At 63.8% G+C, this 25,459-nt stretch carries 26 protein-coding genes and 1 tRNA gene; 13 read left to right on the top strand and 14 right to left on the bottom strand.

Annotated elements, in window-relative coordinates; genetic code table 11:
* Positions 1–36 precede the first annotated feature (36 nt).
* The 3 genes from MLE42_RS15145 to MLE42_RS15155 form a co-directional block, all read right to left on the bottom strand.
* Positions 37–393: a hypothetical protein gene (locus MLE42_RS15145; protein WP_243288715.1), complete on the bottom strand. Its 357-nt coding sequence runs from the start codon at positions 391–393 to the stop codon at positions 37–39.
* A 37-nt stretch (positions 394–430) separates the two neighbouring features.
* Positions 431–910: an Ada metal-binding domain-containing protein gene (locus MLE42_RS15150; RefSeq protein WP_243288716.1), complete on the bottom strand. Its 480-nt coding sequence runs from the start codon at positions 908–910 to the stop codon at positions 431–433.
* A gap of 85 nt (positions 911–995) precedes the next feature.
* Positions 996–2,606 (bottom strand): amidase, encoded by a 1,611-nt coding sequence (locus MLE42_RS15155; RefSeq protein WP_243288717.1) that lies wholly within the window; start codon positions 2,604–2,606, stop codon positions 996–998.
* Positions 2,607–2,732: 126 nt separating this feature from the next.
* Between MLE42_RS15155 and MLE42_RS15160 the strand changes: the two genes are divergently transcribed.
* Both MLE42_RS15160 and MLE42_RS15165 read left to right on the top strand, forming a co-directional pair.
* Positions 2,733–2,927: a hypothetical protein gene (locus MLE42_RS15160; protein WP_243288718.1), complete on the top strand. Its 195-nt coding sequence runs from the start codon at positions 2,733–2,735 to the stop codon at positions 2,925–2,927.
* Positions 2,928–3,017: 90 nt separating this feature from the next.
* Positions 3,018–3,206: a hypothetical protein gene (locus tag MLE42_RS15165; protein WP_243288719.1), complete on the top strand. Its 189-nt coding sequence runs from the start codon at positions 3,018–3,020 to the stop codon at positions 3,204–3,206.
* A 25-nt stretch (positions 3,207–3,231) separates the two neighbouring features.
* Here MLE42_RS15165 and MLE42_RS15170 read toward each other — a convergent pair whose 3' ends face one another.
* Both MLE42_RS15170 and purL read right to left on the bottom strand, forming a co-directional pair.
* Positions 3,232–3,735 (bottom strand): hypothetical protein, encoded by a 504-nt coding sequence (locus MLE42_RS15170; RefSeq protein ID WP_243288720.1) that lies wholly within the window; start codon positions 3,733–3,735, stop codon positions 3,232–3,234.
* Between the two features lie 47 nt (positions 3,736–3,782).
* Positions 3,783–6,107, bottom strand: a complete 2,325-nt coding sequence (gene purL / locus MLE42_RS15175; protein WP_243288721.1) for a phosphoribosylformylglycinamidine synthase subunit PurL — start codon at positions 6,105–6,107, stop codon at positions 3,783–3,785.
* 139 nt (positions 6,108–6,246) lie between these two features.
* Between purL and MLE42_RS15180 the strand changes: the two genes are divergently transcribed.
* A complete protein-coding gene (locus tag MLE42_RS15180) occupies positions 6,247–7,914 on the top strand; it encodes a B12-binding domain-containing radical SAM protein (RefSeq protein WP_243288722.1) in 1,668 nt (555 codons plus the stop codon).
* On the opposite strand, the gene pnuC is transcribed toward MLE42_RS15180, so the two are convergent.
* From pnuC to pyrF, 3 genes are read right to left on the bottom strand one after another with little or no spacing between them, the layout of a single operon-like run.
* A complete protein-coding gene (gene pnuC, locus MLE42_RS15185; protein WP_243288723.1) occupies positions 7,895–8,503 on the bottom strand; it encodes a nicotinamide riboside transporter PnuC in 609 nt (202 codons plus the stop codon). The genes MLE42_RS15180 and pnuC overlap by 20 nt on opposite strands.
* Positions 8,503–9,045 (bottom strand): hypothetical protein, encoded by a 543-nt coding sequence (locus MLE42_RS15190; RefSeq protein WP_243288724.1) that lies wholly within the window; start codon positions 9,043–9,045, stop codon positions 8,503–8,505. The genes pnuC and MLE42_RS15190 overlap by 1 nt, the downstream gene beginning before the upstream one ends.
* On the bottom strand, positions 9,045–9,770 hold the full coding sequence (gene pyrF, locus MLE42_RS15195; protein WP_243288725.1) for an orotidine-5'-phosphate decarboxylase: 726 nt from the start codon (positions 9,768–9,770) through the stop codon (positions 9,045–9,047). Before pyrF ends, MLE42_RS15190 begins: the two co-directional genes overlap by 1 nt.
* 50 nt (positions 9,771–9,820) lie before the next feature.
* Here pyrF and MLE42_RS15200 point away from each other — a divergent pair, with 50 nt between their 5' ends.
* On the top strand, positions 9,821–10,780 hold the full coding sequence (locus tag MLE42_RS15200; RefSeq protein ID WP_243288726.1) for a hypothetical protein: 960 nt from the start codon (positions 9,821–9,823) through the stop codon (positions 10,778–10,780).
* An 18-nt stretch (positions 10,781–10,798) separates the two neighbouring features.
* Here the strand turns inward: MLE42_RS15200 and MLE42_RS15205 are convergent, their stop codons facing one another.
* Entirely contained in the window at positions 10,799–12,745 is a 1,947-nt protein-coding gene (locus MLE42_RS15205; RefSeq protein ID WP_243288727.1) for a M1 family metallopeptidase, read from the bottom strand.
* A gap of 92 nt (positions 12,746–12,837) precedes the next feature.
* Between MLE42_RS15205 and MLE42_RS15210 the strand changes: the two genes are divergently transcribed.
* Positions 12,838–12,914: transfer RNA gene (locus MLE42_RS15210), tRNA-Met, on the top strand.
* A gap of 69 nt (positions 12,915–12,983) precedes the next feature.
* Here MLE42_RS15210 and MLE42_RS15215 read toward each other — a convergent pair.
* From MLE42_RS15215 to MLE42_RS15225, 3 genes are read right to left on the bottom strand one after another with little or no spacing between them, the layout of a single operon-like run.
* Positions 12,984–13,523: a hypothetical protein gene (locus MLE42_RS15215; RefSeq protein WP_243288728.1), complete on the bottom strand. Its 540-nt coding sequence runs from the start codon at positions 13,521–13,523 to the stop codon at positions 12,984–12,986.
* Positions 13,517–14,809 (bottom strand): recombinase family protein, encoded by a 1,293-nt coding sequence (locus MLE42_RS15220; RefSeq protein WP_243288729.1) that lies wholly within the window; start codon positions 14,807–14,809, stop codon positions 13,517–13,519. Before MLE42_RS15220 ends, MLE42_RS15215 begins: the two co-directional genes overlap by 7 nt.
* Entirely contained in the window at positions 14,796–15,332 is a 537-nt protein-coding gene (locus MLE42_RS15225) for a DUF2924 domain-containing protein (protein ID WP_243288730.1), read from the bottom strand. Before MLE42_RS15225 ends, MLE42_RS15220 begins: the two co-directional genes overlap by 14 nt.
* 1,373 nt (positions 15,333–16,705) lie before the next feature.
* Between MLE42_RS15225 and MLE42_RS16235 the strand changes: the two genes are divergently transcribed.
* Positions 16,706–16,837 carry a hypothetical protein gene (locus tag MLE42_RS16235; RefSeq protein WP_275975951.1) on the top strand — a complete coding sequence of 44 codons (132 nt, stop codon included), beginning with the start codon at positions 16,706–16,708 and terminating at the stop codon, positions 16,835–16,837.
* Positions 16,838–16,874: 37 nt separating this feature from the next.
* Here the strand turns inward: MLE42_RS16235 and MLE42_RS15230 are convergent, their stop codons facing one another.
* The gene (locus MLE42_RS15230; protein WP_243288731.1) at positions 16,875–17,192 is read right to left on the bottom strand and encodes a hypothetical protein; all 318 of its coding nucleotides are present in this window, start codon (positions 17,190–17,192) and stop codon (positions 16,875–16,877) included.
* Between the two features lie 219 nt (positions 17,193–17,411).
* Here MLE42_RS15230 and MLE42_RS15235 point away from each other — a divergent pair, with 219 nt between their 5' ends.
* From MLE42_RS15235 to MLE42_RS15260, 7 genes are all read left to right on the top strand, one after another.
* Positions 17,412–18,401, top strand: coding sequence for a hypothetical protein (locus MLE42_RS15235; protein WP_243288732.1), 990 nt, complete (start codon positions 17,412–17,414; stop codon positions 18,399–18,401).
* Positions 18,402–19,044: 643 nt separating this feature from the next.
* On the top strand, positions 19,045–19,344 hold the full coding sequence (locus MLE42_RS15240) for a hypothetical protein (protein WP_243288733.1): 300 nt from the start codon (positions 19,045–19,047) through the stop codon (positions 19,342–19,344).
* A gap of 966 nt (positions 19,345–20,310) precedes the next feature.
* Positions 20,311–20,622 carry a hypothetical protein gene (locus MLE42_RS15245; RefSeq protein WP_243288734.1) on the top strand — a complete coding sequence of 104 codons (312 nt, stop codon included), beginning with the start codon at positions 20,311–20,313 and terminating at the stop codon, positions 20,620–20,622.
* A gap of 590 nt (positions 20,623–21,212) precedes the next feature.
* Positions 21,213–21,836, top strand: a complete 624-nt coding sequence (locus tag MLE42_RS15250) for a hypothetical protein (RefSeq protein ID WP_243288735.1) — start codon at positions 21,213–21,215, stop codon at positions 21,834–21,836.
* A gap of 127 nt (positions 21,837–21,963) precedes the next feature.
* On the top strand, positions 21,964–22,554 hold the full coding sequence (locus MLE42_RS15255; protein ID WP_243288736.1) for a hypothetical protein: 591 nt from the start codon (positions 21,964–21,966) through the stop codon (positions 22,552–22,554).
* A gap of 181 nt (positions 22,555–22,735) precedes the next feature.
* Positions 22,736–23,068, top strand: a complete 333-nt coding sequence (locus MLE42_RS16405; protein ID WP_420843105.1) for a DUF4160 domain-containing protein — start codon at positions 22,736–22,738, stop codon at positions 23,066–23,068.
* A 349-nt stretch (positions 23,069–23,417) separates the two neighbouring features.
* On the top strand, positions 23,418–23,699 hold the full coding sequence (locus MLE42_RS15260; RefSeq protein WP_243288737.1) for a hypothetical protein: 282 nt from the start codon (positions 23,418–23,420) through the stop codon (positions 23,697–23,699).
* Between the two features lie 236 nt (positions 23,700–23,935).
* Here MLE42_RS15260 and terL read toward each other — a convergent pair whose 3' ends face one another.
* On the bottom strand, positions 23,936–25,456 hold the full coding sequence (terL, locus tag MLE42_RS15265; protein WP_243288738.1) for a phage terminase large subunit: 1,521 nt from the start codon (positions 25,454–25,456) through the stop codon (positions 23,936–23,938).
* Positions 25,457–25,459: the final 3 nt, after the last annotated feature.

The raw sequence follows: 25,459 nt of genomic DNA on the forward strand, positions 1-25,459 counted from the left end.
CCGGAGGTGTGCGCGCAGCGCGGGACCCCCGGATCATCACTTGGCAACCTTCTCAGTGACCGCCTTGGCCTTGTCGGCGCCTTTCGTGGTGCCCTTCTTCGACTTCGCCTTGGCCTTGGTGGTGCCGGTCTTGGCGGCGCCCTCGCCCTTGGCGGTGGCGGCCTTCACGTGCTCGCCGGCCACCGGGACCGTCCCGGCCTTGGCGTCCGCCTTGGCTTTGGCGTCCGCAGCCTTCTTGTCGGCCTTGGCCTTGGCTTCATCAGCCTTGGTATCCGCCTTGGCCTGGCCCTTGTCCACCGCCGCATTCGCGGCGCCCTTCAGATCATCCTTGCCGGGAACCTGCGCCACGAGCGCCAGCGAAGCGCCCAGCATCAAAGACAGAACCACGCTCATAGGAATCTCCACTGAGGCCGGAGCGGAGGATCGCCCCCTAGGGCTTGCACACCTTGCAGGCCTTGTAGCCGGCCTTGTCGGCCTCGGCGGCGGAGGCGAAGGAGACCTTGTTGGCTTCCTTCATCTTCGAGGCCAGCTTGCAGTCGGCGCGGTGATAGATCTTGGAATCCTTGTTGGCGATGATGGCAGTCGAGGTCGCCGCGGTCTTGGGGGTCGCGGACTTCGCGGCGGCGGCCGCTGCGGCCGCTGCGGCGGGGGCGGCCGGGGGCGCGGGAGCCGGCTTCGCCGCCGCCGGTGCAGGCATGGGCTTCGCGGCAGGTGCGGGAACTGGCTTCGCAACAGCGGCCTTGGCCTCCGCGGCCTTCTTCTCCGCTTCCGCCTTCTTGGCCTTCTTCTCCGCCTTCTTCTCGGCCTTCAATTCAGCGGCGGTCTTGGGTTCGGCTGGCTTGGTCTTGGGTTCCTGGGCCACAGCCACCAGGGAGGCAGCCAACAGGAGGGCGAACAGGGCGCGGTTCATGGATGCTCCTTGAATGGGAGGACAAGCGTGGTCTTGGGAGCCTCCGCTGTCAACAGGACTGTCCACGGGGCTGTCAACGGATCAGTCAGCGGGTCAGGCGGCAGGACGGCGCGAAGCGTGGCGGCCGGCGGGCCCTGGAGGCCTGTTCATAGGCGTAGGCCAGCTTCAGCAGGGTGCCCTCCTGCCAGGGCGCGCCCACGAAGGACAGGCCCAGGGGGAGGCCCGCGGCGAACCCGGCGGGCACAGTGATGTGCGGGCAGCCCGCCACCGCGGCGGGGCTGGAGAAGCTGAAGCCCGAGCTGTCGCCGTTGAGGTGGTCGATGAGCCAGGCGGGACCGCCCGTGGGCGCCACCAGGGCCTGCACCGCGTGCTTCTCCAGCAGGCCCAGGATGTCCTTCCGGGCCTGGGCGCAGGTCTCGAGGGCCTTCCGGTAGGCGGGATCCGTCAGCGGCCCCTTGGCTTGGGCCTGCAGGACGATCTCCTGGCCGAAGAAGGGCATCTCCCGCGCCTTCTCGCGCTCGTCGAAGGCCATGAGCCCCGCCAGATCCTTCACGGCGCCGCCCCGGCCTGCCAGGTAGGCGTTGAGGCCCGCCTTGAACTCGTACAGCAGCACCTCGAACTCGGCGTCATCGTAGGCGGCGGTCTTCAGCTCCACGTCCACGAGCACGGCCCCGCGGGCCTTCAGCAGGTCCAAGGCGGGCTGGATGACGGCGTCCACGTGGGCATGCACGCCCAGGAAGTTCTTCGCCACCCCGAGCCGAGCCCCTTGGAGGCCCTCGGCGGCGAGGAACTGGGTGTAATCCTTCTCCCGGCGGGCGGCGGGATCGCCGGTGGCGGCATCCTTGGGGTCGGCGCCGACCAGCGCGTTCAGCAGGAGCGCCGCGTCCCGCACGGTGCGCGCCATGGGCCCGGCCGTGTCCTGCGTACTGGAGATGGGGATGATGCCGCTGCGGCTCACCAGCCCCACAGTGGGCTTCACGCCCACCAGCCCATTGGCATTGGAGGGGCTCACGATGGAGCCGTCGGTCTCGGTGCCCACGGCCATGGCGCAGAGGCTGGCGGCGGCGGCGACTCCGGAGCCCGAGCTGGAGCCGCTGGGGCTGCGGTCCAGGGCATAGGGGTTCCGGGTCTGCCCGCCCCGGCCGCTCCAGCCGCTGCTGCTGCGGGTGGAGCGGAAGTTGGCCCACTCGCTGAGGTTGGTCTTGCCGAGGATCACCGCGCCCGCTTCCCGCAGCCGCTTCACCACGAAGGCGTCCTCCTTCGGGGCCGGGGCCTCCGCCAGGGCCAGCGAGCCCGCCGTGGTCTTCATGCGGTCCGCGGTGTCGATGTTGTCCTTGATGAGCACGGGGATGCCGTGGAGGGGCCCGCGCAGGCTCCCCGCCTTCCGCTCGGCGTCCAGCGCCTTCGCGATGGCCAGGGCATCGGGGTTCAGCTCGATGACCGCGTTCAGCTTCGGCCCCGCCTGGTCCAGGGCCCGGATGCGCGCCTGGTACCGCTTCACCAGCTCCACCGACGTCCAGCGTCCGTCCGCCATGCCCGCCTGGAGGGCATCCACCGTGGCTTCCTCCAGCACCAGGCCCTTGCGGACCGGGCCCACCTTCAGGTCGCCCCCCACCAGCGCGGCCGCGCCCGTGGCCAGGCCGGCCCCCAGGAAGGCACGGCGATCGAGGGACAGGGAATCATCTCGGCGTGGCATGGGCTTCCTCTGGGTGGGTGTCAGTGGATCATATCCTCCCGCGTCCGGCCGGTCCGCAACGAGCGTTGACCGGTCCCGGCCGCCACCCCGGGCCGGCCGGCCCCATCCTGGCCCCGGGAGGCTTCCATGGCCGCGTTCCTGCTTTGGCTCATCCTGCTGGTGGTCTGCTGGCCCCTGGCCCTCCTGGCGCTGATCCTCTACCCGCTGGTCTGGCTGCTGCTCCTGCCCTTCCGGCTCCTGGGCTTCGCCGTCGATGGGGTGTTCGGGCTCATCAAGGGCCTCTTCCTGCTGCCGGCCCGGCTGCTGGGCGGCCGGCCCTAGAGAGCCGGGGCTGGCATAAGGGCCGCCGGGACCTGATATTTGGCCACGGCCACGGCCCGCCGGGACGCGGCCAAGCCGGCGGGAGGGACCATGGAACTCTACCTGGACGCCAAGGAAACCGAACTCCTCATGCGGATACTGGACCACAGCCTCGACGAGATCCGGCGGGAGATCCACCACACGGACCACGCCGCCTTCAAGGCCACCCTCAAGGCCGACCAGGAGCTGATGCAGAAGATCGCCGCGAAGCTCAAGGCTCCGGCCGCCATGGGGATCTGAGTCGGACGGCTGTCTCTGGAGGATCCTACTTCGGCACCGTTTCCGGCTCGGGCTTGGGCGCGGGTTCCGGCTTGGGAGTCGGCTTGGGCGCCACATCGGCCTTGGTCGCCGGCACCTCCTCGGGCTTGGCGGCCGGCTTCGCGGACTTGGCCGGCTTCGCCTTGGCCCCCTTGAGGTTGGCCACTCGCTGCTGAGCCTCGCGGGCCTTCACGCGGGCCTCGCTGGCCTTGTCGGAGGCCGCCTTGGCCTCGGCCTCCGCGGCCTTGGCCCGGGCCTCCGAGGCCCGGATCTGAAGGTCCGCCACGCGGGTCTCCGCGTCCTTGGCCTTGGCTGCCGCCGCCTTCGCCTGCGACTCCGCCTTGGCCGCGCCGGCCTTCAGGCGCTCAGCGGAGGCCTTGGCGCGCTTCGCCTCGGCTTCCAGGCGGGTGGCTTCGGCTCCGGCCGCGGAGGGCTTGGTCTTCGCGGCCTTCTGCGGAGCGCCGGCCACGAGGAACGTGGAGGCCAGAAACAACAGGATGGGCAGACGCATGGGGCCCCCGGGGAATGTCCCAGGGTTCCCGGGGCCGTGGTGCCCTGTCAACCCAGGGCGCGCTCCAGGGCCCCGGCGTGGAGGTCCCTCAACTCGGCGGCATCCGCGTCCAGCAGGGGCTGGCCATCCACGGCGACGGTGACGCGGGCGCCGCCTGTGGTGCCGATCTTGGCGACGGGCACGCGGTGGGTGGCGCAGAGGGTGGCCAGGCTGCCCTCGGCCTCCGGGCTCACGCTCACGACGATGCGGCCCGCGGTCTCGCCGAAGAGCAGGCTGTCCAGACGCAGGGCGCCCTTCGTGAGCATCAGCTGGCAGCCCATGCCCTCGCCGTCCCCCTCTCCAACATTGGCTCCGAAGGCGCTCTCCAGCACGGCCGCCATCAGGCCACCTTCGCTGGTGTCGTGGGCGCTGCGGATGAGCCCCAGGCGGATGCCTTCGCGCACACAGGCCTGGAGCCGCAGCTCCTCGTCCAGGCGCAGCTCGGGGCAGGCACCCTGGACCTTGCCCGTGCGCAGCTTGAGATACTCGCTGCCGCCCAGCTCATCCCGAGTCTCGCCCAGCAGGAAGATGCCGTCGTGGGCGGCCCGGAACCCGGATCCGCAGAGGCGGTTGCCCACCTTGGAGAGGGCGGTGGCGTCCGGCGCGTCGAGGACCACCTGGCCCGCGCAGTCCTCGATGAGGCCCACCGCCGCGATCATGGGCGTGGGGGCGATGCTCTGGCCTTCGGTGTCGTTGTAGAGGCTCACGTTGCCGCTGACGATGGGCACATCGAGGGCCAGGCAGGCCTGGCGGATGCCCAGGCAGCCCTGCTCGAAGGTCCACATGTTCTCGGGCTTCTCGGGGTTGCCGTAGTTCAGGCAGTCCGTGAGGCCGATGGGCTCGGCGCCCACGCAGGCCAGGTTGCGGCAGGCCTCGGCCACCGCGTGGGCCGCGCCCCAGAAGGGATCGAGGTAGCAGAAGCGGCTGTTGCAGTCGCTGCTCATGGCCACGGCCTTGCCCGTGTCCTGCCCCGCCTCGTCCTTCACGCGGATGATCCCCGCATCGCCGCGGCCCATGCCCAGCAGGGTGTTGCTGCGGACGGTGCCGTCGTACTGCTCGAAGATCCACCGCTTGCTGGCCACGGTGGGCGCCGCGAGGATCTGGCGCAGGGTGCGCTCCGCCTCGGCGGGCTTGAGGTCCGCCGGCAGCGGCGCGGCATTGACCGCGTCCAGGTAGCCCGGGCGCTGGCGGGGCCGGTCGTACTTCGGCGCGGCGTCCACCAGCGGCTGGATGGGCAGGTTGATGACGGGCTCCCCGTGCCAGCTGCCGATGAAGCGGCCGCTGTTCGTGACCTCGCCCACCACGCAGGCGTCCAGGCCCCACTTGTGGAGCACAGCGATGATCTTCTGTTCGCAGCCCGGGCGGGCCACCAGCAGCATGCGCTCCTGGCTCTCGCTGAGCATCAGCTCGAAGGGCGTCATGCCCTCCTCGCGCTGGGGCACCTGGTCGAGGCGGATCTCCAGGCCCGTGCCGGCGCGGCTGGCCATCTCGAAGCTGCTGGACGTGAGGCCCGCGGCGCCCATGTCCTGGATGCCGATGACCCAGTCGGTCTGGAAGATCTCCAGGCAGGCCTCAAGCAGGAGCTTCTCCGTGAAGGGATCGCCCACCTGCACCGTGGGGCGCTTCTCCTCGCTGCCCTCGCCGAACTCGGCCGAGGCCATGCTGGCGCCGTGGATGCCGTCGCGGCCGGTCTTGGAGCCGATGTACATCACCTTGTTGCCGATGCCGGAGGCGAAGCCCTTGAAGATCTTGTCGCTGCGCAGCACGCCGAGCGTGAAGGCGTTCACGAGGATGTTGCCGTTGTAGCTGGCGTCGAAGGCGCAGTCGCCGCCCAGCATGGGGATGCCCATGCAGTTGCCGTAGCCCGCGATGCCCGCGGCCACGCCCTTCACGAGGCCCTTCATGCGGGGGGCATTGATCTCCCCGAAACGAAGCGAGTTCAGGTTGGCGAGGGGCCGGGCGCCCATGGTGAACACATCGCGCAGGATGCCGCCCACGCCGGTGGCCGCGCCCTGGTAGGGCTCGATGAAGCTGGGGTGGTTGTGGCTCTCCATCTTGAAGGCCACGGCCCAGCCGTCGCCGATGTCCACCACGCCCGCGTTCTCGCCGGGGCCCTGGATCACGCGGGGGCCTTCCGTGGGCAGGTTCTTCAGGTGGACGCGGCTGGACTTGTACGAGCAGTGCTCGCTCCACATGGCGCTGAACACGCCCAGCTCCGGGTAGGTGGGCATGCGTCCGTCCAGGAGGCGCAGGAGGACCTGCCACTCGTCCTTGGACAGGCCCAGCTCCAGAGCCAGGGATTCGGTGACGGCCGGTTCGTGGGCAACGGACATGGAGGCTCCGGAAGCCTTGATTCTAGCGGTTCCGGGCGCTCCAGACGAGGCTTGACATGCGTCGGAGAACCAACCGCGGAATGTCCGCTTCCCTCGGGAATCCCTTTCCGTACACTGGAAAGTCACGCCCTTGGAGCCCATGACCCCTCCCCGCACCCTGCTCGCCTACAGCGCCCCCCGCAGCGGCTTCGGGGACGAGTGGATGACCTTCCTCCCCATCGGGCTGGGCTACCTGCAGGCCATGCTCAAGGCCCGGCACCTTCCCTGCCGGGTGGCGAACCTGAGCGGCAAGGGGCGCAAGGAGGTCCTGGCCTACCTGAGGGCCCAGAACCCGGCGGTGGTGGGTGTCTCCATGTTCACCTTCAACCGGAAGCGCTCCTACGAGCTGCTGGCCTGGGCCCGGGAGGCCTGCCCTGGCGCCATCCTCCTGGCGGGCGGGCCGCACCCCACGCACCTGGCCGATGAAGTCTTCGAGGACTGCCCGGCCCTGGATGCCATCGTGCAGGGCGAGGGCGAGGCCGTGCTGCTGGGCATCGCGGAGCGCCTCAAGACCGCCCCCGGTTCGGACCTGTGGAAGCGCACGCCGGGCCTCATCCTCCGCGAGGGGCGCACCCTGCCCCAGCCGCCCCTGGAGGACCTGGACGCCATCGGCATCCCCGCCGAGCACCTGGAGGCGGACTTCCTCAACGATGTGGGCCAGCTGGCCTACCTCAGCACCAGCCGCGGCTGCCCGGCCACCTGCAACTTCTGCAACACGCCCGAGTTCTGGGGCACCTCCATCCGCTTCCGCAGCGCGCCCTCCGTACTGCGCGAGATGCGGCTGCTGCGCGAGCGGCACGGCCTCACCTACTTCAGCTTCCGGGACGACACCTTCACCGCCAACCGCGACCGCGTGCTGACCCTGATGAAGGGCATCCAGGAGAGTGGCCTCCACCCCCTCTGGAACTGCCAGAGCCGCGTGAACCTGGTGGACGAGGATCGGCTGGTGGCCATGAAGCGGGCCGGCTGCGAGTTCATGCAGTTCGGCGTGGAGCACGGCAGCGAGCGGGTGCTGCAGTTGCTGGACAAGGGCACCAACCTGCGGCATGCGCGACGGGCGCTGGGCCTGGTGCGCAAGGTGGGCATGAACCTGGGCATCTACCTCATCACCGGCATCCCCGGCGAGACCTGGGCGGATGTGGAGGAGACCGCCGCCTTCGTCCGCGACACCCGGCCCCAGGACTGCCAGATCAGCCCCCTGGCGCTGTATCCGGGTACCCGCATGTTCGACCAGTACCGCGCCGAGGGCCGCATCCGGAAGGACTTCTACCGCGCCTCGGGCGATGCCGAGATCTTCGCCCGGGTGGACGCCCACACGGAGAAGGCCCTGCGCCACATCGACCACGTCGCCCAGCAGGCCCGGGCGAAGTCGCGCTTCAGCCCCGCGGAGTTCGCCGAGCAGAAGGCCTGGCTGGGCTTCTGCGCCGTCACCAACCTGCTCTGCGGCGAGGCCGCGGAGGAGGAGGGCCGCTTCACGGAGGCCGAGGCTGAGTACGCCGAGATCATCGCGAAGGAACCGGCCAATCCCTGGGGCTTCATGAAGCGCGCCCTGCTGCGGGAGAAGCTGGGCCGGGCGGGGCAGGCCCGGGCGGACCTCGCGGAAGTGCTGGCCCTCGCCCCCGGCAACCCCGAAGCCATGGAACTGGCGACCCTCTGGGGCCTGAAGCGGACCGATGCTCGTAAGGGGGCCCGCCCGAAGAAGCCCGCCCACGGGCCCACGGCCGAGATGAAGGGCGCCGAGGCCTACCTCAGCCGGCCGAAGATGTGACCTCCACCGGCTGCCCCGGCACGGGGATTCCCGCCCGGAGCGCCCGCCGCCAGGCCACCCAGCCGAGGACGCAGAGCACCTGGTAGACCAGGTAGAGCCCGCTGGTGACGTAGAGCCCCTTGTAGATCAGCAGGCCCACCGAGATGCAGTTGGCCGCGATCCACACCAGCCAGTTCTCGAGCCACTTGCGGGTCATCATGAACTGGGCCGCGAGGCTGAGGGCCGTGATGAGGGAATCCAGCACGGGCACGGTGCTGTTCGTGAAGTGGCGCAGCAGCCAGGCCAGCACAGCCGTGGTGGCGGCCACCGCCAGGGCCAGCAGGACCGCCGGAAGCGGGGAGATGCGGCTCACGGTCAGGGCCCCGTGGTCCCGTCCGCCGTGCAGCCAGCTCCACCAGCCATAGATCGAGATGGCGACGTAGAAAGCCTGGAGCCCGACGTCCGCGTAGAGGCCCGCGCGGTAGAACAGGGCGATGAACACCAGGTTGTTGGCGATGCCGATGGGCCAGTTCCAGATGTTCTCCCGCACCAGCAGCGCCACGCAGGCCGCGCCCGTCAGGAACCCGAAGACTTCCATTCCGCCCGGCATCAGTCCTCGTGCTTCAGGTTCGGACTGCGTTCCAGGATCATCATCACCAGCCGCTCGAGCTGGTCCACCATGAGGAACCGCAGGGTCGGATCCTTCGGGCCCTCGTGGCCCGGCTCGCCGCCCCCCTTCACGACGAAGAAGGGGCCGGAGCGCTCGAGGTGCGTGATGCGCTTCCAGAGCAAACGGCCTGCCCCCAGCTTCCGGGCCAGGGGGGCCGGCAGGGCGTTGTGCTCCACGGCGAGGCCCAGGTCATCCACCAGCACCTGGGAACCTTCCACCAGGAGCAGGCCGAAGAGGGTGCCCAGGAGCAGCAGGCTCCCCGCCACGACGGCGCCGATGGCGGCGATCACCGCGACCCAGAAGGACCAGGTGGGTTCTTTGGCGGCCTCGGCCACCTTCATGGAGGCGCGCAGGATGGGCAGGCGCTCGAGGATCTGCGCCAGGGCGCGGACCCCCACCATCCAGGAGCCCGCGAACAGCAGCACGGCCATGGCCCGTTGGGCGAAGGACGGACGGAAGACCAGGGGGGAGCCGACACTCATCAGGCTTCCATCTCCGCGACGATGGCCTCGGCGGCCGCGGCGGGATCCGCGGCGTGGGTGATGGGCCGTCCCACCACCAGCCAGGTGGAGCCCTGCTTCAGCGCCTGGGCCGGCGTCATGACGCGGGCCTGGTCCTGGGTGGCGGCTCCGGCGGGACGGATGCCCGGCGTGAGGCGATGGAAGGCTTCGCCACAGGCCTCGCGGATGCTGGCGGCCTCCCAGGCAGAGCACACCACGCCGTCGCAACCGGCGCGGTGGGCCAGCTTGGCGTAGGCCAGCGCCAGGTCCTCGGGCCGTCCCGCGTGGCCCAGGGCCGCCAGGGCCTCCCGGTCCAGGCTCGTGAGCACGGTCACCGCCAGCAGCTCGGTCCGGCCGCCCGCGGCGCGGTGGGCGCGCACGGCTTCCACCGCCGCCTCCAGCATGACCGGGCCGCCCTGGGTGTGGACGTTGATGAGGCGGGGGTCCAGCTTCAGGACGGCCTCCAGGGCCCGGCGCACGGTGGTGGGGATGTCGTGGAGCTTGAGATCCAGGAAGACCGGCACCTGCTTCTGCAGGTCCCGGACGAAGGCCGGCCCCTCGGCGCAGAACAGCTCCAACCCCACCTTCAGCATGCCCACGCGGCCCGCCAACCGCTCCGCCATGGCCAGGGCCTCGCCGGCCGTGGGCAGGTCCAGGGCCACCACGAGGCGGTCCCGGGGCGTGAGAGATGAGGGGGCTGCGTTCAAGGAGGACTCCCGTATGATGCGGAGGACCATTCTGCCACCAAGGTGACCCCGTGCCACTGACCGCCCCGCCGCCCACTCCTCCCGCCGAGGTCCGTCCCGCGCCGCCCACCGCGGCCCAGCTGCAGGACCAGGCGCTGGACGCCTACGACTGGGGCCGCCCCCTGCCTGCGGCTCCCCGGGGCCCCGGGGCCGCCGCCTACCGGTGGCTCCAGGCCGCGGCCACCTTCGACCCCCTGGCGACGCCGCCCGCCGCCCCCTTCCCGCCTGGGGCCGCGCGCCGGGAGGCGGAGGCCCTGAGGGCCCTGATGCAGGCGCCCCAGGCCCGGCTGGCCCAGCGCCTGGCCGCCCTGCCCCTCCGCCAGGCGGGCACGGCCCTGGCCCTGTGGCGGTGGGGCAAGGCCCAGGTCCGCGAAGGCCGGTTCACGCCGGCGATCCGGCAGGCCTGGGAGGACCGCCTGCTGGCGAAGGGGCCCGCCCTCACCCGGGGCTATGCCCTGCGCCATGCCCTCTGCTGGGCCCTGGCGGACCAGGACGAGGCCCGGTTCGCCGCGCTCAAGGCCCGGGCCGAGGAGCCCGCCGAGCCCATCCTTTCCCAGTTCCAGCGCCTGTTCGGCCTGCTGGGCGGACCTTCCCCGGTCCTGCGCCTGTGGGCCCTGCCCAGCCAGGAGTACCAGGACCTGCGGCTGGATCAGCTGGGCGCCCGCCGGATCTGGATCTACCCCGCCGGAGAGGGCGCCTGGCCGGAGCTGCCCGCGGATGTGGCCTGGGTCATCCCCAGCCTGGAGGCGGGCATGGACGAGCGCAGCGCGAGCATCCCCGAGGGGCTGGCGGCCGAGGCCCAGGCCCTGTCCGCGCGGCTCCAGACCGCAGGGCGGACCGCGCGCTACGTCCCCAGCCGGGCGGCCTTCGAGGTCCTGGGCCTGGCCTGGTTTCCCATCCTCATCGACCTGGACGCACAGGGGAACATCCAGAGGGTGCGCATGGGGGACGCGGCGCCGCGGAAACCCTAGGCTGACCTGGCGGGCGTCCTAGCCGATCCCGCAGCCCTGCAGCCACCCCGCCACGGCGCCCCAGACCATCTGCGACCAGTAGTAGAAGCCGCGCTTGATCGGCTTCGGCGTGTAGCTGGCGTGGAGCCGGTCCTTCAGCATGGGGTAGTTGCCGTCGGGATCCAGCACGGCGGCGGCCACCGGCGAGTCGAACTCGTAGGTGATCCAGCGATCCTGGCCGTCCCACACGAGCCGCTGCTCTTCGCGGTTCTCCAGGCGCACCCAGAGCGTGATCGGCACCTTCAGCCCGCCCTTCCGCTCGAGGGTGATGGAGCCGACCCGGCCCGGCGCCGCCGGCTGCGGCGCCGCGAAGACCGGCGCCTTGTCCGAGAACAGCCAGCCGCCCTGGGTGACCTCGCGGCTCTTCACGCAGCGGATGGCGTAATCGAGCACCTCCGTGCCTTCCACGAAATCCCGCCAGAAGGCCGAGAGATCGCGGCCGGACACGCGCTCCGCGATCCGCTGGAAATCGTGCCGGGTGGGGTGGCGGAAGGCCATCTCCTGGGCGTAGGTCCGCATCACCTGCTCCATCACGGGCCGGCCCAGCATGGCCTCCAGCTGGTCCAGCACCAGGGTGGGCTTGCCATAGGCCGTCACGAAGTAGCTCTGGAGGTTGACCGTCTTGAAGCCGGCCCGCGTGAGGGGATCGGCGGAAGGCAGGGACCAGTACCCCGCCCACTCCACGAACTCCGTGGGGATCTGGAACCTCCGCCCGCTCAGCAGGCTGTGGTAGCTGCGCTCCATGGCCTTGCGGGTGAACCAGCTGGTGAAGCCTTCATCCAGCCAGGGTTCCTCGAACTCGTTGCTGGCGAGCATGCCGTAGAAGTACTGGTGCCCGTACTCATGGACGGACACCACCTCGGGCACGAACCGCTGCTGGATGGGATCGAACGGCAGCGAGCCGGCGGTGATGAGGGTCGGATATTCCATGCCGTCGGCCCCGGAGGCGTCCTTCGGGGTATCGATCACCGTCAGCGTGGGGTACGGGTACTTGAAGAACCACTCCTCGCTCCAGCGGAGGGCGTTCTCCACCGCCCGGCGCTGCCGCTGGAAATTCTCCCGGTTGCGGTCCGCGGCGTAATAGAACACCTGCACGCCGCGATACTCGAACATGGCCGGGTTCCGCCAGCTCTCCCGGGGCATCACCGCCCAGGCGAAGTCGTGGACATCCTCCGCGTGCAGGCGCCAGATCACGTTCAGCGGGCGCTTGGGATCCTGCTCGATCTCCGTCACGAAGTTCGTCTGGGTCCCCGTGTGGGCCAGGCCCAGCGCGTTCGGCAGGGACAGGGATACCTCGTAGACGCCGAAATCCGCGAAGAATTCGGTGTTCGCGTGGTAGGCGTGGCAGTTCCACCGGTCGCCCTGGTAGACGCCCACCTTGGGGAACCACTGGCCCGACATGAGGAAATCCTCCGACCACCCGCTGCGCGCGAAGACCTTGGGGTAGCGGTTCTCCCAGGTGATCTCCACCTGGATGGTCTCCCCGGGCGCGACGGCCCGCGGCAGCTTCAGCCAATGGACGGTCTCATCCTCGCCCGCGTGGCCGGGGAGGTCGTGGCCCTCCATCCGGGCGCTGATGAGGCGGCAATAGCCCCAGGACGACGGCTCCGCGGGCCGATCCTGGTGGTCCATGCGCAGGCGCCCGCCGCTCTCCTGAACGAAGAGGCTCTGGGGCCCCTTGAAGGCATTGAGGTACAGATGCAGCGGCAGCTCCTGCGTGGGCGTCGTGCCCGTGTTCCGCCACGACAGCGTCTCCGTCGCCTCCAGCGTCTTGTGCTCGAAGTCCAGCACCGCGTCGATCCGGTAGTTGGCGATCCGCGGCGACTTCGGCTTGTCGAACCACTTCTCCGGCGTCCACGTGCGCGGCGCCGCGCCCAGACCGAGGGCCGCGAACAGCACCAGCGCAGCCACCATACGGCGTCCCATCGGATCCTCCAGAGCGTCCGTCGAGTCTACCAACTCCCGTCCACCATGCGTCCTTGCCACGCCCGAGATCCCTGCTACACTTGATTTCCTACCGCGGGGTGGAGCAGTCCGGTAGCTCGTTGGGCTCATAACCCAAAGGTCGCAGGTTCAAATCCTGCCCCCGCTACCAAATGCAACGGCCGACTACAGTCGGCCGTTTTTGTTATCGGATCGAGAATCGCGGGGAACCCGCTGGCCCCTAGGCTGAGAGTGGTTCGACTGGGCGCTTGCGCGGTGTCCGCTTGACCTGCCGTTCCCCGCCTTCACCCCCCTTTTGGGCACGCACAGTCCCAACCTGAGACGGATTTGGGCGAGATTCCACCTGAAATTCGGGGGTCGCATTAACCATCCGAGAGGTTCTGCCCCAATCCCTCTCACCACAGGCCGTATTCACCGCGAGGATTTCCTGCTCCCTCCAGCCATCGATCCGCGCCAGCTTGAGCAAGGTCCGGAACCCCATGCCCTCCTCTCCAGCCAGAATGGACTCTTGAATCCTTGGGGATAGAAAGGTCAATGCCACCAGCATGGACACCCGAGGCTGGCTCACCCCCATACGCTCGGCGACCTCACCATAGCCCTGGACTTCGCCGTTTTCAACGGCCTGCACAATCCGATGCCCCAGGACCAAACACCGGGCCATGGGGGAGGCTTTCTGGGGGAGCGGCAGCTGTCTGAACTCGCTGAACCCGATCCGGCCCCCCAACCTCACCCTCACCAGTGGCACCTCGAAGGTCAGCATGAGGCCTCCGCCTCGATCCGGATTTCAGCAAGGTTCTTCAACCGCACCGACAGCTTCCCCACCCGCTGGTCGACCCGAACCTCTTCCACCAGGAGTCGGACGAGCCGCTGCCGGTTGGGGAGCGTCATGGCCTCCCAAACCCCGGAGAACCCTGTCCCCGTGGCCTGCAGGCCCAGCTGCGCCAGGTAGGGCTTTGCGAACCCCTGAAGCTCCGGCTGCTCCAGATACCCCCGTACCCTGTCCACGACAAACCCCTCGATGGCATCGGCCGGCATCTGCACGGTGGGACACACTGCCTTCCCCTGCTTGTCCCTGGTACTGCATCGGTAGTACCGGTGGAGCCGCCCGCTTCGGAAGGTGCTGGCGCTGGTCATCTGGTACCCGCAGATCCCGCACTTCAGCGCCCCCCGAACGAGGTAGACGGGGTTCCGGCACTCCTGCCGGGTCCGCCTCACCTTCGGCTCCAGCATGTGCTGGACCTGGTCGAAGGCCTTTTGATCGATGAGCCTGGGGTGCTCGGCCACTACGAACTCTCCCTGGCAGGAGAGCTCGCCCAGGTAGATGCGGTTCCGCAGGATTCGAAGCACAAGGTCCTTGGTCCAGGGGTTCGGCCGGGGGGTCTTGGCAGTCTTGAGGGGGAGGCCGGCGGCGTTGAGCCGCTGGGAGATCTTCAGGGCACTCACCCCCTCCAGATACCAATCGAACACCTGACGCACCCAGGGAGCCTCCTCCTCGTGGACCAGGAGCCGGGCCTTCTCTGAGCGGTAGCCCAGGGGCGCATGGCCCCCGGTCCACCGGCCCTTCCTCCGCTGGGCCCGGATCTTGTCGCGAATCCGCTCGGCGATCATCTCCCGTTCGAACTCGGCGAAGCTCATGAGCATGTTCAGGGTCAGGCGCCCCACCGGGTCTGTGGTGGAGAAGTGCTGGGTCACGCTGACAAACCCCACCCCCTGCCGGTTGAAGTGCTCCATAACCTGAGCGAAGTCCGGCAGGGATCTGGAAAGGCGGTCCACCTTGTAGACCACCACTACATCCACCTGCGCCCGGCCCACCCAGCCCATGAGCTTCTGGAATCCGGGTCGCTCGGTATTGGCTCCGGTGTACCCCCCGTCGTCGAAGGCCTCCGGCAGCAGGGTCCATCCCTCGTGCACCCGGGTCCGGATATAGGCCTCACAGGCCTCCCGCTGGGCGTCCAGGGAGTTGAAGTCCTTCTCCAGGCCCGCCGCCGTGGACTTGCGAGTGTAGATCGCGCAGCGCACCCCTTTCGGGAGTTCAGGCTTGGCCATCGACCCGCTCCTTCCCCAGGCCGAAGAAGGTGAACCCGTTCCAGGGGGTGCCGGCAATCTCCTTTGCGATGGCCGACAAGCTCCGGTAGTCCCGGCCCCGGTAGCGGAAGCCCTGCTCCAGGACCTCCACCTCGTGGGCGAATCCCTTGTGCTCGCGGGAGAGCACCGTCCCCGGTGCCGGGAGCCTAGGATCCCGGATCTTGGAGGGGGGCATCCTGGGGGGGATTTCGCACTGCACCTTGGCCCGCCTCCTACCCTCCGGCAGGGTGGGCGGGGCCAATTCCTCGATCCGGGCCCTGGCCGCCGGAGAAAGGCCACCATTCACGCGCTCCTGCAGCCGGAAGGCCAGCCGTTTCCGGAGGTAGGGTAGGTTCTTGGAACGGGCCTCCTCCCCGAACAGCTCCAGGTGCTTGTCACGCAGCTCTGACAGCCCCATCTCCTGCAACTCGGCCAGCTGGAGCCCCAGCTTCTGCATTAGCGCCGCCTCCTGGGCCAGGGCTTCGCCGTGGGCTTGTTTCGCCATTCAACACCTCCGTGGGTTAACCCCGTTCTCGGGGTCACCCATGGACGCTCTCTGGAGCCCAAATTTCAACGAGAAAGGAACTAAAAAAGAATGAATCTGAATTTCGTTAGGACTGAAGAATGGATCCAAGCCCCTAGGTGCATCGGCCTTGACCCATCCGGTGTTTTATAGTCTGGCTAACCCGTGGGGTGCTAAATTAGCCCCACGGTTCTATCAAGACTTACATTCGTCTCTCACCTGTTTAGGCGAACTCGATGCCATGCACCCTGGTTCGCCTAATATAAAGTTAGGCCTTACCACGAACACTTAGATACCACTTAATCCACTGGAGGTTGCAATGGCAACAAGGTTTTCTATTTCAGCCGTAGCGCTCTCTGTTCTGCTCATGTCTGCCTGCAAGGCACCAATCCCCACAATTAACTCCCACCCGTTCTTACCCGATGCCCAAGCTGAATGTATTCAGGGTGACGGGAAGGTTTGGCTACAACTCACTGTTCCTCACGAACCTTCCGAGGGGCAGTGGGTTATTGATTTCCGAAATGGTACGCCAGAAGGTTTTAACGCCACTCCGGCGAATTCAAGCACCCAATTCAAGTGGTTGGTCCCCCCAGACAAAGTTACGATTGGCGGCCTTCCTGGGTTCCCTCTGACTCTGAAAAATGCCAAAAAAAGCTATGAAATCATAGTCACTGTTCGCCCGACATACTCGGTCGTTCTTCAGGGAATGAAATTCCCCATTTGACTCCGACAGTCGGCCTAACCCTTAGCTCAACTCGGACCCCGCCTGCATTGCCTTCCGCTCTTTCTCTTCATCTCGCTTCCTCGGCTCCGTTCGTCGCCTCGGTGCAGGCGGGGCCGGTTAGCTTCCTTCGTTAGCCCTCGTTCGCCTGTCTATTTCTGTCTGCTGGGTGAGCGCGGGGATCGGCGGGTTCAACCGTTGGTTCGCGAATTCATGGCAAAGCCTCATCAGGTCTCAGTCTTCAGCGTTCAAGGAATAGGGTTATCGCTTACTCATCAACCGTCGGCCCATGGATTTCTGCCATCATCGAGGTCACTTCACCAGCTCGGCCTTCACGTTCACGCGATAACTCCGGTGTTCTCCTTTTGGGCTCGTCGGCATGAACCTTCGCTCTCGCTCAAGCAGGCTCAAACCTAAGCGCGCCGCGTGCTCGGGAGGCTACTGCTTAGGGCTCGGTCTAACTCTCTGCTCAACTCGGACCCCGCCTGCATTGCCTTCCGCTCTCTCTCAACTTCTCGCTTCCTCGCCTTCGTTCAGCGCCTCGGTACAGGCGGGGCCGGTTAGCTTCATTCGTTAGGCGCTCACCATCCACGTCGAGTGGATTCTTAATCGGCAGAGCCAAAAGGAGAAAACCATGGGAATCAAACCGGGTCCAAAAAGAATCGCCAAATCAACAGGCAAGCCAGATAAGCGTCAACATGACAACAAAGAAACTCCAAAGAACACGCCATCGCTCAAGCCTCACAAGCACAAGAAAGGCGATTAGTTTGGGTGTAGGCTCCTATCGAGGAGCCACACAGGACCTACCATCTTCCGGCGATGAAGAAGGCGATAGTAACTGCCGCGAATACGATCCCGGTATGCCAGTCTTTCACTCCCCCAGCAGCGCCGAGAAGAATTAGCCCTCCGAAGAACAGAACAACAAGCTGGTTGCCTCTTGATTTCGAGGCCTGACGGGATTGGGTGAGTTCGGCTTCGAGTTCATCAATTCGTTTCTGGCATTCGACAAGAGTGGGTTCAAAGCCCCAATAATCACGACGGCGCAGCGCCAGCTGAGCTTTCACGTTGGCCTCAATTTTATCCTGAGAGTCTTGTTGGGGGCTCCGTTCATCGTTCGTCATGGGGCCTTCCTTTGGGGAAATGCTACCGCTGAAGGAGGGCCCGGGGTATTTTCTTCCCTTAGCCGCACACGTCCAACGCCTAACCCTGCGCTCAACTCGGACCCCGCCTGCATTGCCTTCCGCTCTCTCTCATCGTTCCGCTTCCTCGGCTTCGTTCAGCGCCTCGGTGCAGGCGGGGCCGGTTAGCTTCTTTCGTTAGGCGTCATAAGGCACACCCGAATGCCCAAACCATGGCAACAAGCTCTGCTCTCCTCAGGCCTGCCTCTGGAGAATGATTTGCGCGGCTACCTCGAAGAGAAGGGGTGCATAGCGAGCTTCGAGTATTCATATCTCAAGCCTGACGAGCACACTATCGAGCGTGAGTTCTCATATGACCTGGATGCTTCTTACATCAAGGGCCTTCACTTCATCGATCTTATGGTCGAGTGCAAGTATCGGTACCCAGGAACAAAATGGATATTTACGCCTGGTGAGTATGGCGGCCCAGGTGAGCTTTACCCAAATGATTTCATGCATCCCTTTGACCATTTCATCAAGGGTAAGTTCCAATTTGGTGGTAACTTTCCTCGGCAACTCGCTCCCGTATGCAGCAAAGCAGTCGAACTCCTTCCCGATGGTGCAAACGAGAAGAGTATTGCTCAGGCTCTACACCAGTTGTCCTATGCATTCGCTCCAAAACTCATTTCGGCTATTGACCATCAAGTTAATCGTTGGCTGGTACATGATCACATCTTCTACAACGTACCTATAGTTGCAACAACTGCCCAGCTCTTCAGGCTACGAGATGGCATGCGAATTCAGCAAATTCGCGAGGCCAAGGAACTTGAAGAAGTGGCATCTGTCGAATCCTGTCTAATCATGAATTACACGCCTGGCGCGGAGCTTCATCGATACAACATTAATAACTTCAACTCATTTCTAGCTCGTTCAGACCAAAAAAAGCTTTTATCTTCATTGCACTCATTCACTACGGACCTCTCACACTTTTTTTCTGTCTTAGCAAACAACTACTGCCCTCGAGCAGTGGTCTTTGTCACAGTAGACGAGGCCCAGAGTGGGTTCGAGAAGCTCTTTCAATATATTGGTGAATTAGTCAATCCAAGTGCAGATCTTCTTGCTGAGCTTGCGGATCAACAAAGGAACTTCGAAGAGCTCCTTGCAACCTTTCAAAAGGATCGCCAAAAGATGTCTAAGAAACCGGGCGCCTAACCCTTAGCTCAACTCGGACCCCGCCTGCATTACCTTCCGCTCTCTCTCAACTCCTCGCTTCCTCGGCTCCGCTCCGCGCCTCGGTGCAGGCGGGGCCGGTTAGCTTCATTCGTTAGGGCGCTCCCCATGAGGCTCCAAATTCCACTGATTTCACTCTTCGCCGCGTTTGCGGTCTTCAGTCCCGCATGCCACAAGCAAGAATCTGCAGAAGTCAAAATGCTGAGGTGGGTCCAGACTGCTGACCCCGCTGTTGAATACAAAGCGGCCTTGGCTCGGGGTGATCACAGGCTCTTGGCAGTTAGGGGCCTGATCGTCTCCCTACCTGGGGTGGATTCACTGGACACCGAGTTCTACCGCCAAAATTACGGGGTCAGAGAGATCGAGGGAACGACCGATGGCCTGGTAAATGAGGAGCACCGGCGCCTAGTCCAACGGGCAATCGATTACGCCAAGGCTTATAACCTCATGATGGTCCATGCCTACAAACCCAAAGGTCATCCATGAGCGTCCTAACCCTCCGCTCAACTCGGACCCCGCCTGCATTCCCTTCCGCTCTCTCTCATCGTTCCGCTTTCTCGGCTCCGTTCAGCGCCTCGGCGCAGGCGGGTCCGGTTAGCTTCATTCGTTAGGCGCCCCGACTCACATGCCGGATCTATTCTTCACGCTGATGTCTTGGATTGCTTCGATCAGGAAGCTTTTCCTCGATTTGGGCAAATCCCTCGCTGGATACGGCTATCTCAGTCTTACTATGTTTACGGCCTTGCTCCTGTTTTTCGCATTGGATTTTATTGACGGCTACCTACATGGGCATTTCGATTTCGTCGATCTGATCATTGATGAGCCAACCGCCTTTATGTGTCTTCTGGCAGTTCCAATCCCTCTCTTTGGTATTGTCTATAAACTCAAATATCCAGCCGTACCACCGGAGAACTCGAGCGCCTAACCCTCAGCTCAACTCGGACCCCGCCTGCATTGTCTTCCGCTCTCTCTCATCCACTCGCTTCCTCGGCTTCGCTCAGCGCCTCGGTGCAGGCGGGGCCGGTTAGCTCGAATCGTTAGGCCTCACCATGAATGTCATCCCAGACAAATGGCCATTCGATCAGGGTCCGAGGGTGGCTTGTCTGACAACTAAGCAGGTCTTCGATCTCAATTACCCAATTCTGAGCGTCACTCACTTCTCGGATGAAGAAGATTGGGCATTCACATGCGGCACAACTGCCGCCGACGATGACGCCATGCTGGTAGCCATGGAAGAGGCGTACGCCCGTGATCCAACCATTGCTGAAGTAGCCGACCTACCTCCAGGTTGGCGTGCACATCGCCAATATGTTGGTGGGCCGTGGTCACGCCAAGCTGACTCTTCGGCCTAACCCTTAGCTCAACTCGGACCCCGCCTGCATTGCCTTTCGCTCTCTCTCACCTTCCCGCTTCCTCGGCTCCGCTCGTCGCCTCGGTGCAGGCGGGGCCGGTTAGCTTCATTCGTTAGGCCGCTGTGATTGGTCCACTTGCATGAACTCCTCATTCCACTGGTCACGACTTGCTTGTGCCTTTTTCGGCGCAGTCATCATTAATGCTATTGGTTTCTGGGCTTTCCTCAGTTGGGTTCATAATCCAACCAAGCTAATAACTTTCATTGAGATTGTCTGTTTACCAATCTTCCAGATTGGTAGCCGCAAAGGGTTTTTCTGGGCATCCATCGTGGCTGATAACATCCTTTGGACCTTCCTCCTCTTCAGGCTCTTCACTTTCGTTTCGCAGCACGGGCGAAAGCAACCATCGGCCTAACCCTTAGCTCAACTCGGACCCCGCCTGCATTGTCTTCCGCTCTCTCTCATCTTCCTGCTTCCTCGGCTCCGCTCGTTGTCTCGGTGCAGGCGGGTCCGGTTAGCTTCATTCGTTAGGCCGCCCCATGAACCACTTCACAGTTCTGAGCAAATTTGGAACCGAGGGAATAGGTCTTGCTCTGGCTCTCGATGAGCAAACAAAGGTAAATCCAGATCTGATCAAAATCCTTCAGGCACATGTGCCGGGGTTCACCATCGAAGAGGATTGGCCAACAGAAGAAGGGCATATTTGGGAGTGTTCATTTCCCACTGGTGCATTCGTCATTTCGATTGACCTTGAAGGGGTTCACATCTTGGCCACCGAGGGCAGGCCAACAACCACCTTCCAATTGGCCTCTTCCCTCGAACTTTCCCACCAATTCGAGCGAAAACCATGAGGGCAAACCTGGTCAGCCTAACCCCTAGCTCAACTCGGACCCCGCCTGCACTGCCTTCCGCTCTCTCTCAGCTTCTCGCTTCCTCGGCTCCGCTCAGCGCCTCGGTGCAGGCGGGTCCGGTTAGCTTCATCCGTTAGGCGCTACCAATGCACCTGGCCAAACTCATCGAATCGATGTCTCTCTTCCAAGGTATCTTCGTCGTTGCAGCCATCTCTGCATTGATTGCATTTGCCACCTCGCGAATTAGGCCACCTCGTATTCGATGGGGCGTCCTCTGCGGGGTCCCAGTTTTCATCTCCTATTGTTTGTATTGGCTGCCGGTTTGGTCGGGTGTTACTCATTCTGATGAATATGCCGCGTGGCAGTTCGTTTGCATCATCCCTTGGTCTGGCTCGGGCATTCTCGCTTCATCAATTGTTGCGGACTATGTTCAGCGCTTGCTTGGTGCAAAGTCCCGACCAAGCGCCTAACCCTCCGCTCAACTCGGACCCCGCCTGCATGGCCTTCCCTCTCTCTCAGCTTCCCGCTTCCTCGGCTCCGCTCAGCGCCCCGGTGCAGGCGGGTCCGGTTAGCTTCATTCGTTAGGCGCCATGACTCGAATCCTTGCATTTCTCCTAACAGGTCTGCTGCTAATTGCCGCAGTGATCGGAGTGTTTTTCAAATTTGAGTATCTGGGGAAACCGGCCTTATCTGATGGCCAGTACTGGGCGCTATTCGGAACCTACTTCGGTGGTGTAGTCGGGCCGTTGCTAACATTTTTAAGTGTTTTACTTATTGTCTATACGATCAATCAGCAGAGCAAACAAATTGCATCTGCAGACCACGAAACCCTAAAGCGAGACCTTCTCGCTCACATCACAAAAGCAGATGATGAAATTGACCGTTGGCTTCAGCGTCAATTACCTATGCCAAGACCTAGTGGTCTTACAGTTGAGTTCGGCGACATCGTATGGGGTCTTGCAAAATCAGATTGTGCTTCCTTACCAGAATTTCGAACTGCAATTGCTCGGCTTCACTATTTAACAAGTCTCTACTGCGAAGCGCTCGGGTTATACAGAGACAACATTAATCCTCATTTCATCTTCACCTACCACCGTAAGAAGGCTGAGTCTCTTCTAGCCTTCCTTATGAAACATAGTGATCATCTTGATCCCATGTCTGGCCCGTCATTAGCCTTTTGCCAGATGAATCTTGATAGCCAGCGCAAGGCTTAACCCTCAGCTCAACTCGGACCCCGCCTGCATTGCCCCCTGCTCTCTCTCAACTTCACGCTTCCTCGGCTCCGTTCAGCGCCTCGGTGCAGGCGGGGCCGGTTAGCTTCATTCGCCAGGCATCTTACATATGCAAACCATCATCAATACCCTAGAGATTGGACAGAAGGGGAAAGGCATCCCCTATGGCGGTTTGGGTGAAATTCGGGAGGATGGGGATGCCAACTATGGATTCAAATACCTTAAGGGCAACGAGCAACTCCTCGGAGAGATCCCAGAGTTGAAGCGCGACGAAGCCCTGCATCGCCTCGTTCGCGCAATAAATTCCAATCACACAGGTCTGTTTTCAGTTGGTTGTGTTAGCGGGATAGTGCAAGACGAGAGAGGTTTTCGGTATTCTGGATATGTGGAATTCTCGTGGGATTCCATTTCGATGGTTGCTGATGCACAGCACTATTTCCAACTGTTTTTTCATTTTGATAGATATTTGAGAAAATTAGAATTTCTAACTCGCGTCGCATTCGTCTGGGAGCTTATGCCTGCGTCATTTATTGACGCCAAGGCCAATGGCTTCTCATGCTCCATCACAATCAACACCGATTATTCAGAAACAGAGGAGTCAGCAGTGCAGGCATGGTCTCAGGCCCTCGCCGCGCTTGAGATCTACCTTGGTAGCATCCCTCCGCAAATGCCAGATCGCATTCCGTTCCGCGATGCCTAACCTTGCGTTCAACTCGGACCCCGCCTGCATTGTCTTCCGCTCTCTCTCATCGTTCCGCTTCCTCGGTTCCATTCAGCGCCTCAGTGCAGGCGGGTCCGGTTAGCTTCACTCGTTAGGCGCCATGAATTCAGCTTATTTCGAGCAACGCTTAGAATTGAGTGAATCGCTCGATGATCTGGCAATGGTGCTCGAAATCCTTCTCAGTGGCGGATATGGCGTCGGAGAAGGGAATCAGGTTTACAGCATTAGGCAGCTGGTTGATAGCGTTAACGGGTTACGCATTGAAATCTTCTCCCGAGAACACGCCCCACCTCACTTCCATGTTTCAAAAGGCAATACCAACGCGACTTTCTCAATAACGGATGGGCACCACCTCAATGGGGAAATAGGGAGTAGAGAGAAAGCCCTCGTCCAATGGTGGTTCGCTCGTTCTCAAGCCAAACTGCTTAGGATCTGGAATGAAACTCGTCCAAGCGGCTGTCAGGTTGGGCCCATCCATATCTCCGGCGCCTAACTCCTCACTCGACTCGGACCCCGCTTGCATTGTCTTTCACCTTTTTCAACGCACCACTCCCACCATTACCCTCATGCACGCTCGGATGACCACCTGGGTGTCCCAGGTTAACGATGCGACTGGCTTCCTCCGTCGCCTCTATACGGACCTCAAGGACCCCGACCAACGCGCCCGCGCGGACGCGGCGGGAGCATTTGCCAAAGAACAGCGACGCGCGGCTGGCCGACGACCCTCCACTACACCTACACCCTGGGTTGGCCTCCCTGCCGACCAAGCCGAACGCGCTGCTTGGACCTGTGCGGTTCGCGGCCTTCTGGGCCTCAATCTCCTCGTCGCCCTCGGCGACCCGTTGAGCTCCGGCCCCCGGGCCCGCCCCCTACGTCAGCGCCTGAACCAGGATCTTGCCTCGGCCCTCCGGGGCTTCGCCACGGCCTTCCCCCGGGACATCGTCGAGGCCGACCTTGACGCCCTATGCGAGGAGGCCATCCAGGAGGCCTCCGAGGTCGCCGAGACCGCCTGGAAGGAAGTCCGCTCGCCTGGCGAGCCCCACGTCGAGGTGGGCAACGCCCTCCGGGCGGAATGGCTCCAGGAGGTCCGGCCAAACCTCCAGGCCATGTTGACGAAGCTCTAACGGGCCCGCGACATGGCCCCCAGCACACCAACCTTCGAGACTTACCCCAATGTGAAGGCCCGACGGTCCTGAGGCCCCCCTCAGGTACCGCCGGGCCATTCAGCCTCTTGCTGGGCCCCTTCTTGGCCACAAGGCCCGGGGCCGCCTCTGAGACCACCCTGCCCTACCCGCCACCGCGTGCTCGGGTCCCCGGAGGTGGGCCCCAAATATGAGCCCACCCGCCCCCCCCTGTCTCCTCACAGATCGAAATAGCTCAAGGAGCCGTGGACATAGCTATGCATTGCGGCTGAATGCGAAATGCGGGTTCCCGCCCCACGGATCATGTCACTACTCACCCACCGGTTAGCCTGCGCCCAGGCCAGAACTTGCGAGGTCGAATCCACCTGGTCTTTGCGTTTTGAACGTGGGAAGGATTCGAGCTCCCGACGGTACTCCACCAGCCAGGGCGCCTCCACCGGCAGCAACACATTGCCGCCCTCGATCCACGTGAGGTGGGTGTAGAGCCGCGTGGCCTTGTCTCCCTCCGGCTTGCAGCTCTTGAGGCCCCGCATGCCCTCCCTGGGCAGTTCCTGGAGCAACGCGGTTCCTGAGGCCTTGTCCTCGATCAGGATCACGGCCGGCTTGTGCTTTTCAGCCTGCAGCTTCACGGCCCGCTTGAGGTCGGGGTAGTCCAGCTTCTCCCGGAATACGTCCAGGAGGTGGAGCTTCCGGTCCTTCATGCCCCAGGTCGTGCACACGCTGTAGTCGGCGAACTCGGTGCTCTTGCAGGCGGTGTCCCAGCTCTGAATCACCTGGTTGAAGGATTCGGGCCGACGCTCGTAGAACCGCCACCACGCAGCCTTCACCATCGCCCCGCCCAAAGGGACCGGGTTCTGCTGGTACTGGGCTGAGAAAGCGTACTCGCCCTGATTCTTCCGGAGGCGGTCCAGGGCCTCCCGGTCCAGGTGAGCTTCATGCAGGAGGTCCCCTGGGCGACGCACCACGGTCATCACCTCGCCTAAGGTTCGGATCTTATGACGCTCCTCCTCCTCGGCGATGGCCGGCAGGGAGAGCACCTCCCAATCGTCCTTTTCCAGCACGTGCCCCACGAGGTCATCCATGTGGAGCCGCTGCATGACGATGATGATTACGCCGGTCTTTTGGCTGTCGAGGCGCGAGTACAGAGTCCGATCAAACCAGTCATTCACGTTGGCGCGCTGAACATCTGACGCGGCCATGTTCGGGTCCAAGGGATCGTCCACGATGATGATGTCCCCGCCCCGGCCCATCAGGCCACCCTCAACCCCGAGCGATAGACGATAGCCCCCTTCGGTGGTCAGGAACTCGCCCACAGCGTCCCGCTTGGCCGACATTCGGGTCAGGGGGAAGGCCTGGCGATACCATGGCGCCCCCATCACCTGCCGGCAGCTCCGGGCCAGCTTGTTCGCCAGGTCCTGCGTGTAGCTGGCGCAGACGATCTTGGCGGAAGGATCCGTCCCCAACCAGAACGCGGGGAGGGCGATGGAGGCGAACAAGCTTTTGAAATGCCGTGGAGGCAGGTTGATGATGAGCCGCCGGCATTCACCCCTCATGCAGGCTTCGAGTTTGTTCGTGATGAGCACCTGATGCCAATTGGGCAGGAATTCTGTTTTTTTCTCGAGCTCTCGGAAGCACTGGACCGTGAACGCATAAAGGTCCTGACGCAGCAAGGCGTTGAATTCGTCCTTGGTGAACGGATTGCCGCCGGCTGCCATCGCTGCCCGGTGTTTGTTGGCCATCCC

The organism is Geothrix terrae (genome assembly GCF_022808775.1).
GTDB lineage: Bacteria > Acidobacteriota > Holophagae > Holophagales > Holophagaceae > Geothrix > Geothrix terrae.